General features: G+C 72.3%; 9 protein-coding genes. 7 read left to right on the top strand and 2 right to left on the bottom strand.

The features are described from left to right. Nucleotides 1-44 precede the first annotated feature (44 nt). On the top strand, nt 45-1,880 hold the full coding sequence (locus J2Z30_RS40930) for a phosphoenolpyruvate carboxykinase (GTP) (protein ID WP_044581492.1): 1,836 nt from the start codon (nt 45-47) through the stop codon (nt 1,878-1,880). A gap of 156 nt (nt 1,881-2,036) precedes the next feature. Here J2Z30_RS40930 and J2Z30_RS40935 read toward each other — a convergent pair whose 3' ends face one another. Beyond that, complete coding sequence (locus J2Z30_RS40935; protein WP_044570746.1) at nt 2,037-2,447, bottom strand: SCO4983 family protein; 411 nt, start codon at nt 2,445-2,447, stop codon at nt 2,037-2,039. A gap of 70 nt (nt 2,448-2,517) precedes the next feature. After that, nucleotides 2,518-3,729 (bottom strand): pyridoxal phosphate-dependent aminotransferase, encoded by a 1,212-nt coding sequence (locus J2Z30_RS40940; protein WP_044570744.1) that lies wholly within the window; start codon nt 3,727-3,729, stop codon nt 2,518-2,520. A 253-nt stretch (nt 3,730-3,982) separates the two neighbouring features. On the opposite strand from J2Z30_RS40940, the gene J2Z30_RS40945 reads away from it, so the two are divergent. The 6 genes from J2Z30_RS40945 to J2Z30_RS40975 all read left to right on the top strand — a co-directional run bounded on the left by J2Z30_RS40945 (nt 3,983) and on the right by J2Z30_RS40975 (nt 12,857). Further along, nucleotides 3,983-5,608 (top strand): ABC transporter substrate-binding protein, encoded by a 1,626-nt coding sequence (locus J2Z30_RS40945; RefSeq protein WP_044570741.1) that lies wholly within the window; start codon nt 3,983-3,985, stop codon nt 5,606-5,608. Further along, a complete protein-coding gene (locus tag J2Z30_RS40950; RefSeq protein ID WP_044570740.1) occupies nt 5,608-6,567 on the top strand; it encodes an ABC transporter permease in 960 nt (319 codons plus the stop codon). The genes J2Z30_RS40945 and J2Z30_RS40950 overlap by 1 nt, the downstream gene beginning before the upstream one ends. Further along, complete coding sequence (locus tag J2Z30_RS40955) at nt 6,564-7,496, top strand: ABC transporter permease (RefSeq protein ID WP_044570739.1); 933 nt, start codon at nt 6,564-6,566, stop codon at nt 7,494-7,496. The genes J2Z30_RS40950 and J2Z30_RS40955 overlap by 4 nt, the downstream gene beginning before the upstream one ends. Beyond that, nucleotides 7,496-9,607 carry a dipeptide ABC transporter ATP-binding protein gene (locus J2Z30_RS50270; protein WP_052701396.1) on the top strand — a complete coding sequence of 704 codons (2,112 nt, stop codon included), beginning with the start codon at nt 7,496-7,498 and terminating at the stop codon, nt 9,605-9,607. The genes J2Z30_RS40955 and J2Z30_RS50270 overlap by 1 nt, the downstream gene beginning before the upstream one ends. A gap of 602 nt (nt 9,608-10,209) precedes the next feature. After that, nucleotides 10,210-12,222: a CocE/NonD family hydrolase gene (locus tag J2Z30_RS40970; protein WP_044570736.1), complete on the top strand. Its 2,013-nt coding sequence runs from the start codon at nt 10,210-10,212 to the stop codon at nt 12,220-12,222. Next, nucleotides 12,219-12,857 carry a TetR/AcrR family transcriptional regulator gene (locus J2Z30_RS40975; protein WP_308280235.1) on the top strand — a complete coding sequence of 213 codons (639 nt, stop codon included), beginning with the start codon at nt 12,219-12,221 and terminating at the stop codon, nt 12,855-12,857. The genes J2Z30_RS40970 and J2Z30_RS40975 overlap by 4 nt, the downstream gene beginning before the upstream one ends. Nucleotides 12,858-12,860 lie beyond the last annotated feature (3 nt).

Consider the following 12,860-nt stretch of genomic DNA (forward strand, 5'->3'; position numbering starts at 1 on the left):
TCAAGACGCCGGAGCGAGTGCGGTTCCGGCGGGATGGAGCGATCGTGGCGCCCAGCAATGTGGCTTCCTCCCTCACGACCACCCCGAGCCCCACGAACCACCAGGAGCTGGTCTCCTGGGTCGACGAGATCGCCGCCCTCACCCAGCCGGATCGGGTGGTGTGGTGCGACGGCTCGGAGGCGGAGTACGACCGCCTGTGCGCGGAGCTCGTCGAGAAGGGCACCTTCAAGCGCCTTGACCCGATCAAGCGCCCCAACTCGTACTACGCCGCCTCCGATCCGAGCGATGTGGCGCGCGTCGAGGACCGTACGTTCATATGCTCCGAGAAGGAGGCGGACGCGGGCCCGACGAACCACTGGAAACACCCCGATGAGATGCGCCAGATCTTCTCGGGGGAGCAGGGCGTCTTCCGGGGTTCGATGCGCGGCCGGACCATGTACGTCGTGCCCTTCTGCATGGGCCCGCTCGGCTCGTCGCTGTCCGCGATCGGCGTCGAGATCACCGACTCCGCCTACGTGGCGGTCTCCATGCGCACCATGACCCGCATGGGGCAGGAGGTCCTCGACGTCCTCGGGGACGAGGGCTTCTTCGTCAAGGCCGTCCACACCCTCGGTGCCCCGCTGGAGCCGGGCCAGGCCGATGTGCCCTGGCCGTGCAACCCGACCAAGTACATCTCGCACTTCCCGGAGGCGCGGGAGATCTGGTCGTACGGCTCCGGCTACGGCGGCAACGCCCTGCTCGGCAAGAAGTGCTACGCCCTGCGCATCGCCTCCGTGATGGCGCGGGACGAGGGCTGGCTCGCCGAGCACATGCTGATCCTCAAACTCACCCCGCCGCGCGGGGAGGCCAAGTACGTGGCCGCGGCGTTCCCGAGCGCGTGTGGCAAGACCAACCTCGCGATGCTGGAGCCGACCATCCGGGGCTGGACGGTCGAGACGATCGGCGACGACATCGCCTGGATGCGGTTCGGCGAGGACGGCAGGCTGTACGCGATCAACCCCGAGGCGGGCTTCTTCGGTGTCGCGCCCGGCACCGGTGAGCACACCAACGCCAACGCGATGAAGACCCTGTGGGGGAACTCGGTCTTCACCAACGTCGCGCTCACCGAGGACGGCGATGTGTGGTGGGAGGGCATGACCGAGGAGCCGCCCGCCCATCTGACCGACTGGAAGGGCAACGACTGGACCCCGGCGAGCGAGACGCCCGCGGCCCACCCCAACGCCCGCTTCACCGTGCCGGCCGGGCAGTGCCCGATCATCGCGCCCGAGTGGGAGGACCCCAAGGGCGTGCCGATCTCGGCGATCCTCTTCGGCGGCCGCCGGGCCAGCGCCGTTCCGCTGGTGACGGAGTCCTTCGACTGGCAGCACGGCGTCTTCCTCGGCGCCAACGTGGCGAGCGAGAAGACCGCCGCGGCCGAGGGCAAGGTCGGGGAGCTGCGCCGCGACCCGTTCGCCATGCTGCCGTTCTGCGGCTACAACATGGGCGACTACATGGCTCATTGGGTGGAGGTCGGCAAGAACGCCGACGCTGCCAAGCTGCCGAAGATCTACTACGTCAACTGGTTCCGCAAGGACGCCGACGGGCGCTTCGTCTGGCCGGGCTTCGGCGAGAACAGCCGGGTGCTGAAGTGGATCGTCGACCGCCTGGACGGCAAGGCCGAGGGTGTGGAGTCCCCGATCGGGGTGCTGCCGGCGCCCGGGGCGCTGGACACCGACGGTCTGGACCTCGACGACGCCTCGCTGGAGCTGCTGCTCACGGTCGACAAGGAGGTCTGGCGCGACGAGGCCGGGCTGGTGCCCGACCACCTCAACACCTTCGGCGAGCACACGCCCAAGGAGATGTGGGACGAGTACCACGCGCTGGTGAAGCGCCTGGGCTGAGCCACCCCGCTCCGTGGGCCGGGGCCCGTGCTTCAGGCGCGGGCCCCGGCCGTGCGCCTCTCTCCGGCCGTACAGCGCACTTCGGCTTCGGACTCGGCTTCGGTCCCCGGCCTCGGCTTCGGCCCCGGCCCCGGCCTCGGACTCGGCCGAGCCCGCTCAGGCCGCGAGGCCCAGGGCGGTCGCGTGGGAGCGCATGCGCTCGGCCGCCAGCGTCGTGGCCGCCGTGTCGTCCCGGGACGTGGCCACGACCAGGGCCCATCCGGCCAGGGTGTGGGCGCGCTGGTGGAGGGCGGCGATACGCGCCGGGTCCGTGGCCGCCGTCGTGGGTGCCGCGCGCAGCGGGGCGCGGCCGTCGCGCAGGCGGGTGGCCTGCTCGGCGAGGCGCTGGGCGGCGTCGTCGAGGGTGGTGTCCGGGGTGAGGGTGCGCAGCTCGTCCGTCACGGTGAGCAGCGCGGTCAGATGTCCGGCCAGCCGGATGTCCAGCTCTTCCTCGCGGGAGCGGTGCGGGAAGTCGGGCGTGGGCTCGGCCATGCTGTGGACCGACTTGGTGCGGATCGGTTCGTACATGGATGGCCTCCAAGGGGTGAGGAGACCATCCTAACTTAGACTCTGTCTAAAGTTGAGCAGTAACTAAAGATCAGGGTTGGCCGTATCCGTCCAGAAAGTTCCCGATCCTGGTCACCGCGTCGGCCAGATCCTTCTTGGCGGGCAGCGTCACGATGCGGAAGTGATCCGGCTCCGGCCAGTTGAACCCCGTGCCGTGCACGATCATGATCTTCTCGGCCCGCAGCAGGTCCAGGACCATCTGCCGGTCGTCCTTGATCTTGTAGACCTTGGGGTCCAGCTTCGGGAACGCGTACAGCGCGCCCTTGGGCTTCACGCAGGTGACGCCCGGGATCTGGGTCAGCAGGTCGTACGCCGTGTCCCGCTGCTCCACCAGCCGGCCGCCGGGAAGCACCAGGTCATTGATCGACTGACGGCCGCCGAGCGCCGTGGCCACCGCGTGCTGCGCGGGCATATTGGCGCACAGCCGCATATTGGCCAGGATGGTCAGCCCCTCCAGATAGCTGGCGGCATGGGCCTTCGGGCCGCAGACCGCGAGCCAGCCGCTGCGGTAGCCCGCCACCCGGTACGCCTTGGAGAGCCCGTTGAAGGTGAGGGTCAGCAGGTCCGGGGCGACGGCGGTGGTCGGGGTGTGGGTGGCGCCGTCGTAGAGGATCTTGTCGTAGATCTCGTCCGAGCAGACGATCAGCTGGTGGCGGCGGGCGATGTCGGTCAGGCCGCGCAGCATCTCCTCGCCGTAGACGGCGCCCGTGGGGTTGTTCGGGTTGATGATGACGAGCGCCTTGGTGCGGTCGGTGACCTTGCGCTCGATGTCGGCCAGGTCCGGCAGCCAGTCCGACTGCTCATCGCAGCGGTAGTGGACGGCGGTACCGCCGGCGAGCGAGACCGAGGCGGTCCACAGCGGATAGTCGGGGGCGGGGACGAGGACCTCGTCGCCGTCGTCCAGCAGCCCCTGCATCGACATCTGGATCAGCTCCGAGACGCCGTTGCCGAGGAAGATGTCCTCGACGTCGAGGTTGATGCCCTGGGTCTGGTAGTGCTGCATCACCGCGCGCCGCGCGGACAGCAGGCCCTTGGCGTCGCCGTAGCCGTGGGCGTCGCCGAGGTTCCGGAGCATGTCCTCGAGGATCTCCGGGGGGCATTCGAAGCCGAAGGTCGCCGGATTTCCGGTGTTGAGCTTGAGGATGCGGTGTCCTGCCGCCTCCAGCCGCATCGCCTCCTCGAGCACCGGGCCACGGATTTCGTAGCAGACGTTGGAGAGCTTCGTGGACTGGATCACCTGCATGTCGGCAACCTTACGGCGGTGTATCCGGGGACGCTCGGTGTTTTTCACCACGTGGACGGTGTACGGGGGCGCCGGGCGGTGCGGCCGCGATCCCGTGCGCCGCCCCGGAGCGGCACGTCGCGCGGGATAACGAGTCTGTTTCTGGTGTTAATTTCCGCGAAAGAAGGGTTGGCCCGAACGGGTTGCGTGGCTATCGTTCACGCACTTCACCCAATCGTTCCGCTGAACGAATAAGGGAAGGGTGCCCCCGTTCATGCCCCCGTTGTCCGAGATCTCCCACCGCACAGCCGCCGCCGTGGCCGGGATACCGCGGCGGTCGGTGCTCACCACCGCTGCGGCGGCCGTCGCCGCGCTCGGCGGCTCCGCCGCGCTGACCGGCTGCTCGGGAGCCGCCTCCGCCTCCCCGTCGAGGGCCGTGCCCACCCGGGGCCCGGCCGGGCGGCCCGACCGCGGCGGCACGCTGCGCATCGCCCGGCCGCCCGCCTCCGACGCCGAGACCCTGGACCCCGCGAGCGCGCTGTCCGCGTACGAGTACCTCGGCGCGCTCTACAACCGCCTCGTGCGGATCGCGCCCGACGGCACCGTGGCCCCCGACCTCGCCGAGTCCTGGGAGCCCGACGCCAAGGCCGCCACCTGGACCTTCCGGCTGCGCCGCGGCGTCACCTTCCACGACGGCCGCGCCTTCACCTCCGCCGACGCCGCCTACACCCTGCGTCACATCCTCGACAAGGCGACCGCGTCCCCGCAGGCCCCCGTGCTGTCCCCGCTGGTCGACCCGGGGCGGCTGCGCACCCCCGACGCCCACACCCTCGTCGTCCCCCTGAAGAGCCCGCACGCCGAGTTCCCCAGCCTGCTCACCCACTACAACTGCTACGTCGTGCCCGAGGGCAGCGCCGGCTCCATCGGCCGCACCGGCATCGGCACCGGCCCCTTCCGGCTCGCCGCCTTCACCGCCGCCGGGCCCGGCCGGGTCACCGCCTACGCCGACCACTGGGCCGGGCGCCCGGTCCTGGACGCGATCGACTTCTACACCGTGGCCGATATGCAGGCCCGCTCCAACGCCCTGCTCGCCGGGCAGGTCGATCTGCTCTCCCAGACCAATCTCGACTTCGCCACCGCCCGGGTCGTCGCCGCCTCCGACCGCGCCACCATCGCCCGCGCCGAGAACGCCCAGTGGTACGTGCTGCCGATGCTCACCACCGAGAAGCCCTTCACCGATCCGCGGGTGCGGCAGGCGATGAAGCTCGCCTACGACCCCGCGCACATCCTGAAGGCCGCCCTCCAGGGCGCGGGCACGGCCGGCTGGGACAACCCCGTCCCGTCGAACGACCCCGCCCATATCGCCGCCCACCCCGGCCACGACCCCGAGAAGGCCCGACACCTGCTGAAGCGGGCCGGGCACGAGCGGCTGGCGGTGGACCTCTACACCTCCTCCTACGACCCGATCTTCACGCCCATGGCCCTCGCCTACCAGGAGTCGGCCGGGCGCGCGGGCATCCGGATCCGGGTCAAGACCGCGGCCGCGGACTCGTACTACACCCAGATCTGGATGAAGAAGCCGCTCATGGCCACCTACTGGTACACCGGGCGCCCCGTCGACCAGCTCCTCAACCAGGTCTTCCGCGGCGGCTCCTCGTACAACGAGACCGCCTGGTCGGACAAGGAGTTCGACGCGCTGCTCGACCGGGCCCGCCGGGAGACCGACGAGGGCCACCGGCGCGAGCTGTACGGACAGGCGCAGACGCTCGTCGTCGAGCGGGGCGGGGCGATCACTCCGATGTTCGCCGACCGGCTCGTCGGGATCTCCCGGAAGGTGCGCGGCTACGCCGAGCACGGCTTCGAGTTCGACTATCTCCACATCGGGCTGAAGGGGGCGTGATGTTCTCTTTCCTCCTCCGCCGTGTGGTCGCCGCGCTCGGCACCCTGCTGCTCTCCTCGGTCATGGTCTTCCTCGCCGTCCAGGCGCTGCCCGGCGATGTCGCCACGCAGGTGCTCGGCAGGGACGCCACCCCCGACGCGGTCGCCGCGCTGCGCAAGCAGATGGGTCTCGACCAGCCCGCCTGGGAGCGGTACGCCGACTGGATCAAGGGCGCCCTGCACGGCGACTTCGGCACCTCGCTGGTCACCACCAAGCCGGTGGGCGGCGAGGTCGCCCAGTACCTCGGCAACTCCGCCCTGATCGCCGTCGTCACCGTCCTCTTCGCGGTCACCGGCTCCGTCGTCCTCGGTGTCGTGGCCGGGCTCTACCGCGACCGCTGGCCCGACCAGCTGATCTCCACGGTCAGCCTGGTCGGGATGAGCGTCCCCGAATTCGTCGTGGCCACGGTGCTGGTGCTCGCCTTCTCCGTCACCGTGCCGGTGTTTCCCGCCGTGGTGCTGTACGGGCCGGGGGCCGGGGTCGGGCAGCTGCTCCCGGCGGTGTGGCTGCCCGCCGCCTCGCTGGCGATCGTCATGGCCGCGTACATCGTGCGGATGGCCCGTACCTCGGTGATCGACGTCATGGCGAGCGAATACGTCACCACGGCCCGGCTCAAGGGGCTGACCACCTGGCGCGTGGTCACCCGGCACGCGCTGCCCAGCGCCCTGCTGCCCACGCTGCACGTCATCGCGCTCAATGTGGCGTGGCTGGTGGGCGGCGTCGCCGTGGTCGAGAACGTCTTCAACTATCCCGGCATCGGGAAGCTGATGCTCACCTCCGTGCAGAACCGCGATCTGCCGGTCATCCAGGCCATCGCCCTCATCAGCGCCGTCGTCTACGTCGTCTGCAACCTCGCCGCCGACCTCGGGTCCATGGCCCTCAATCCCAAGCTCCGCACCCGAGGAGGGAGGATCCGATGAGCTCTGTGAAGGAGCCCGCGGGCGCGACCCCGTCGTCCGCCGCGCCGTCGACCCCCGCGCCGCCGCCCGCGCCCGTACGGCCCGGCTTCGCCGCCCGCACCTGGCGCACGGTGCGCTCCTCCCGCCCGGCCGTCATCGGGCTCGCGATCGTGGCCGTTCATGTGGTGGTCGCGCTGCTCGCCCCGCTGCTCACGCCGTACCACCCCACCACCGGCGACGCCTCGCACGCGCTGCTCGGGCCGAGCGCCGACCACTGGGCGGGCACCGACCAGTACGGGCGCGATGTGCTGACCCGGGTGCTCTACGGCGGGCGGTACGCGCTCGGCGTCTCCGTCACCGCGACCCTCATCACCATCGCACTCGGCGCCGTCCTCGGCTGTGCGGCCGCGCTGCGCGGCGGCTGGCTGGACGACGTGGTCATGCGCGTCCTGGACGCGGTGCTGTCCATCCCCGCGATCCTCGTCCTGCTGGTGATCGTCACCGCGCTGGGCACCGGGTCCTCGGTCATCGTGCTGGCCATCGCCGTCGTCTGCGTTCCCCAGGTGGTGCGGGTGGTGCGGGGTGCCGCGCTCACCGTCGTGCCCCAGGACTACGTCACCGCGGCGCGGGCCCGGGGCGAGAGCACCTGGGCGATTCTGCGGCGCGAGGTGCTGCCCAACATCAGCGATGTGGTGTGCGTCGAGTTCGCGATGCGGGCGTCGTGGGTGGTGCTGCTGATCTCCTCGCTGTCGTTCCTCGGCTTCGGCGCGGATCCGCCCACTCCCGACTGGGGGCTGATGGTCTCGGAGAACCGCACCGCGATCACCGTGGTGCCGATGGCCAGCCTCGCGCCGATCATCGGCCTGGCCACGATGGTGGTCGGGCTCAACCTCGCGGCCGACGGCCTGTCGAAGGCGTGGGGCGTGGACCGGATCAGGGAGGGCGTCTGATGACCACGTCGCCGAAGGCCCCCATCGTGTCGGTGGACGCGCTGTCCGTGGCGTACCGCTCGGGCGGGCGCGAGGTGCCCGTCGTCCGGGAGGTGTCGCTGGAGGTGAGCCCCGGCCGGACGCTGGCCCTGGTCGGCGAGTCCGGCAGCGGCAAGTCGACGGTCGCCGCGACGCTGCTGGGGCATCTGCGGCATGGCTCCCGGATCACGGGTGGGCGCGTCGCGGTGGACGGCAAGGACGTCTTCGCACTGGCCGCGCGGGAGTTGCGGCGGCTGCGCGGCGGTACGGTCGCGATGGTCGCGCAGAACGCGGGCCACGCCCTGACGCCGTCCATGCGGATCGGGCGGCAGATCGCGGAGGCGGGCGGCGAGGTGCCCGTCACCGACCTCTTGGAGCAGGTGCGGCTGGAGCGCCCGCGCGAGCTCGCCCGCCGCTATCCGCATGAACTCTCCGGCGGGCAGCAGCAGCGTGTCGCCATCGCCATGGCGATCGCGGCCCGGCCCAAGGTGCTCGTACTGGACGAGCCCACGACCGGCCTCGATGTGATCACCCAGCGTGGGGTGCTGGACCTGGTCGGCGCCCTCCGCGAGGAACTCGGCCTCGCCGCCGTCCTGGTCAGCCATGACCTGGGCGTGGTCGCGCGGATGGCCGACGAGGTGTGCGTGCTGAGCGCCGGGCGGGTCGTCGAGGCCGCCCCCACCCGACGCCTCTTCGCCGCCCCCGCCGATCCGTACACCCGCCGACTGCTGGCCAGCGTCCCGCGCATCGCGGACGCGGGGCTCGCGGTGGTGGGGGAGGACGGTATGCGGGAGATCCGGCCGAGGGCGGACTCAGCGGGCGCGGTGGACGTGGTCGACGTACGAGAGATGACGATCGACTACGGGGCCAGTCGCGCCGTGGACGGGGTCTCCTTCAGCGTGCGGCGCGGTGAGGTGCTGGCGCTGGTGGGCGAGTCGGGGAGCGGTAAGTCGACGATCGCGTGGTCGCTGGCGGGGTTGCGGGAACCGTCGGGCGGAACGATGGGGGCTGCGTCCGGGGGCGGGGCGGGTGGCTCGTCCGGCGATTCGTCCGGCGATTCGTCAGGTGACGGGTCCGGCGGCCCGTCAGATGCCCGATCCGGCGGCGCGTCCGGAGGCGCGTCCGGAGGCTCGCGTGGGGGCTTGTCCGAAGGCGCGTCCGGAGGCTCGCGCGGCGGCGCGTCCGGAGGCGCGTCCGGCGGCTCGCCCGGAGGCCCGCGCGGCGGCGCGTCCGACAGCCCGCGCGGCGGCTCGCCCGAAGGCGCGTCCGGAGGCTCGCGCGGCAGCTCGCCCGGCGGCTCGCGCGGCGGCGCGTCCGTAGGCTCGTCCGGCGGCTCGTCCGGCGGCCCGCGCGGCGGCTCGTCCGAAGGTGCGTCCGGAGGCCCGCGCGGCAGCTCGTCCGGCGGTGACGGGGACCTGAGCGCCCCCGCGCGGCGGCGCCCGCTCGCCCTGCGGCGCACCGTCCAGCTCGTCTTCCAGAACGCCGACACCTCGCTCAACCCGCGGCGCTCGGTGGGCGACGCGGTACGGCGACCGCTGCGTTTCTTCGGTACGGCCGGATCCCGGGGCGAGGCGGCGTCGCGCGCCCGTCAGCTGATCACCGACGTCCGCCTCGAACCCGACTTCGCCGACCGGCTCCCCGCCCAGCTGTCCGGCGGCCAGCGCCAGCGCATCGGTATCGCGCGGGCGCTGGCCGGTGAGCCCGATCTGCTGATCGCGGACGAGATCACGACGGCGCTGGATGTGTCCGTACAGGCCGATGTGTTGTGCCTGCTGGACGACCTGCGCCGGGAGCGCGAACTGGCCTGTCTGTTCATCAGCCACGACCTGGCGGTGGTGCGGGGGATCGCGGACCGGGTGGTGGTGCTGTGGCACGGGGTGGTGGTGGAGGAGGGCCCGACGGACGCGGTCTTCGCGGCTCCGGGCCACCCGTACACGAAGGCGCTGCTGGCGGCGGCGCTGGAGCCGGATCCGGAGGCGGAGGGGGCGGCGGCCCCGGCTGAGGAGTGGGCGGACGCGGCGGAGCCGGGGGCGCTCTGGGACGACTTGGGCGGTGGCCACCGGGTGCGACGCTGGCGGCCGACAGATGGCTAACCCCCACCCCGCCCCTGCCCGAACCGGTGCCCGGCCCCGGCCCCCGCTGGGGCTCCGCCCCAAGAGCCGCCCCCCGAGGTATCGCCACCGCCCGCACGCCGGTGGCCGGGTGGTGCCCACCCCTCGACGGAACGATTGCCCACAACCAGGCGCCACGTGGCCCACCGCGGTTGCGCCCGAGGGCGACTGGTCCTGTGCCCGACAGGCTGCGCATCTCGAGCCCCTCCGGCGTTTGAGGAGCGGGGCTCGGGGGCGGAGCCCCTGCACGCGGCGGAGGCGCCGTGCCCAGAGCCTCGTCGGACGGGGTCTTCGGGCCCCGGCCAAGCCGCGGGCTGCGCATCTCGAGCCCCTCCGGCGTTCGAGGAGCGGGGTCCAGGGGCGGAGCCCATGGTTCGGGAAGGGGCGGGGCAGACCAAGCCCCTCCGGCGATTGAGGAGCGGGGGCCGGGGGCGGCGCCTCCGGATTCGGGAAGGGGCGGGGTGGGGGAGTTGCCCGCCGCAGGCGCACCGCACCCGCACCCCCACTCGCACTAGCACCCGCACCCGCACCTGCACTCGCACTCGCACCCCCACCCGCACCACAACACCAGGCAGAGGAGATACGTGAGGTACCGCGAGACGTTCGACCGCGAGCTACGCGTCGAGGACGCGTGGATCCCCACCCGGGACGGGCAGACGCGGCTGCACGCACGCATCTGGCGGCCGGCGGACGCCGAGACCGCCCCCGTACCCGCCCTGCTCGAATACCTTCCGTACCGCAAGAGCGACTGGACCGCCCCGCGCGACGCGCAGCGCCACCCCTGGTACGCCGGGCACGGCTACGCCTCCGTACGGGTCGATCTGCGCGGCAGTGGGGACTCGGAGGGCGTGATGCTCGACGAGTACACGGCGACCGAGCTCGCCGACGGCGTCGACGTCGTCAACTGGCTCGCGCGGCAGCCCTGGTGCACCGGCAAGGTGGGGATGTTCGGGATCTCCTGGGGCGGCTTCAACTCGCTCCAGATCGCCGCCCTGCGCCCCGCCCCGCTGAAGGCGATCGTCACCGTCTGCTCCACGGACGACCGTTACGACAACGACGTCCACTACACCGGCGGCGCCGTCCTCGGCATCGACATGCTCGCCTGGGCCGGAACCATGCTCGCGTTCACGGCCCGCCCCCCGCACCCCACCTCCGTCGGCGAGGACCGCTGGCTGCCCATGTGGCGGGAGCGGCTCGACGCGCTGGAGCCGTATCTGCACACCTGGCTCGCCCACCAGGAGCGGGACGACTACTGGCGGCACGGCAGCGTCTGCGAGGACTACGGCGCGATCGAGGCCGCCGTGCTCGCGGTCGGCGGCTGGGCCGATCCGTACCGGGACACGGTGCTGCGCCTGCTGGAGCACCTCGACGCGCCCGTACGCGGACTCATCGGCCCCTGGTCGCACCAGTACCCCGACCGGGGGCTGCCGCCGGGCCCGGCGATCGGCTTCCTCCAGGAGACCCTGCGCTGGTGGGACCACTGGCTCAAGGACGAGCCGACCGGCGTGCTGGACGAGCCAAGGCTCCGCGCCTGGATCAACGACCCCGTGCCGCCCGCCACCTCGTACGAGACGATGCCGGGCCGCTGGGTCGGCGAGGGCACCTGGCCGTCGCCGTCCGTCAGCTGGGACGAACGCCCCCTCGGCGGCCCGGCCGACGAGCCGGTGATCGTACGCTCGCCGCTGCACACCGGACTGGACGCGGGCCGCTACTTCCCCTTCGGCAACGCCACCGACCTGCCGCCCGACCAGCGCGCGGAGGACGGCCGTTCGGTCTGCTTCGACTCGGCGCCGCTCACCGAGCGGGTGGAGATCCTGGGCCGCCCCCGCGTACGGCTGCGGCTCGACAGCGCGACTCGGCGCGCCCATGTCATCGCGCGCGTCTGCGACGTGGCCCCCGACGGCTCGTCGACGCTGGTCACCCGCGGCGTGCTCAACCTGATGTCCCGGCACGGCCGGGAGCAGGCCGTGGAGTGGGAGCCGGGGACATACGAGGACGTCGAGTTCGAGCTGACCGGGACCGGCTACGCCTTCCCGCCCGGCCACCGCATCAGGGTCGCCGTCTCCGACGCGTACTGGCCGTGGGTCTGGCCGCACGGCGAGCGGGGCCAGTTGACCGTACGGCCCGACCGGAGCGCGCTGCTGCTGCCAGTACGGGACCCGGGCGCGGACGCCGCGCGGGCGCCGATCACCTTCGAGGAGCCCGAGCAGGCCTCGCCGCTGGCGGTGACCGTCGACCCGCCCGCCGAACCCCGCCCCGAACGCACCGTCACCCATGACGTCGCCACGGGGGAGTGGGTGCTGGAGGTGGACCCGAACTACGGCGGCTCCCGCACCTATCCGGACGGACTGCGCTACGAGGAGAGCGCCCGCGAGACCTACCGCATCCGCTCCGGCGATCCGCTGTCGGCCGTGGCAAGCTCTCGGTGGACCATCCGGCTGCGGCGCGGGGACTGGGAGGCGGAAGTCGTCACCGCGATGGAACTGCGGGCCACGGCGGAGGAATTCATCATGGAAAGCAGCATCGAGGCACGGGCGAACGGAGAGACAGTGGCCACGCGCGCATGGCACCGCACCACGCCGAGGACGTCCGCGTGACGTCCCGATCCGAACGCCGCCCACCGCGCCGCGCCGTCGCCGCCTCCGCCCGCACCCGGCAGCCCACCGAGGTGCGCCGCCGGCTGATCGTGGAGGCCGCGGTGCCGATCATCGCCGAGCGCGGCACGAAGGCGGTGGGGGTGCGCGAGGTGGCGGCCGCGGCCGGGGTGTCGGTCGGCACGGTCACGTACCACTTCGAGAGCGTGCAGGAAGTCCTCTCCGAGGCGATGGTGCTGCACATAGAGCGCTACTACGCCGCGCTGAGCGACGCCGCCGGGCAGGCCACCAGCGGCGCGGAGGGGCTGCGGCTGCTCATCGACGCGCTCTTCACGGAGGACACCGACCGGCACTGGCGGATGTGGTTCGACTACTGGAACGCGGGCGAACGGGACCAGGCCTTCGCCCGTGGCCAGGCCGAACGGTACGAGAACTGGCACGGCGAGATCCGTGCCCTGGTGGAACGGGGCCGGACCGAGGGCGAGTTCCACTGCGACGACCCGGCCGACTTCGCCCTCCGCTTCTCCGCCCTGGCCGACGGCCTCGCCCTGCGCCGCCTCCGCCAGGTCCCGGCCCTGACCGTGGCCGACGCCCGCCGCCACCTGCGGCGCTTCGTGGACGCGGAACTGCGGGGCTGAGGC

The organism is Streptomyces iranensis, assembly GCF_017874715.1.
GTDB classification, from domain to species: Bacteria; Actinomycetota; Actinomycetes; order Streptomycetales; family Streptomycetaceae; genus Streptomyces; species Streptomyces iranensis.

Excerpts from the sequence above, each read along its gene's own strand:
- J2Z30_RS40935 (WP_044570746.1), bottom strand. The coding sequence starts at position 2,447 with ATGTACGAACCGATCCGCACCAAGTCGGTCCACAGCATGGCCGAGCCC.
- J2Z30_RS40940 (WP_044570744.1), bottom strand. The coding sequence starts at position 3,729 with ATGCAGGTGATCCAGTCCACGAAGCTCTCCAACGTCTGCTACGAAATC.
- J2Z30_RS40945 (WP_044570741.1), top strand. The coding sequence starts at position 3,983 with ATGCCCCCGTTGTCCGAGATCTCCCACCGCACAGCCGCCGCCGTGGCC.
- J2Z30_RS40950 (WP_044570740.1), top strand. The coding sequence starts at position 5,608 with ATGTTCTCTTTCCTCCTCCGCCGTGTGGTCGCCGCGCTCGGCACCCTG.
- J2Z30_RS40955 (WP_044570739.1), top strand. The coding sequence starts at position 6,564 with ATGAGCTCTGTGAAGGAGCCCGCGGGCGCGACCCCGTCGTCCGCCGCG.
- J2Z30_RS50270 (WP_052701396.1), top strand. The coding sequence starts at position 7,496 with ATGACCACGTCGCCGAAGGCCCCCATCGTGTCGGTGGACGCGCTGTCC.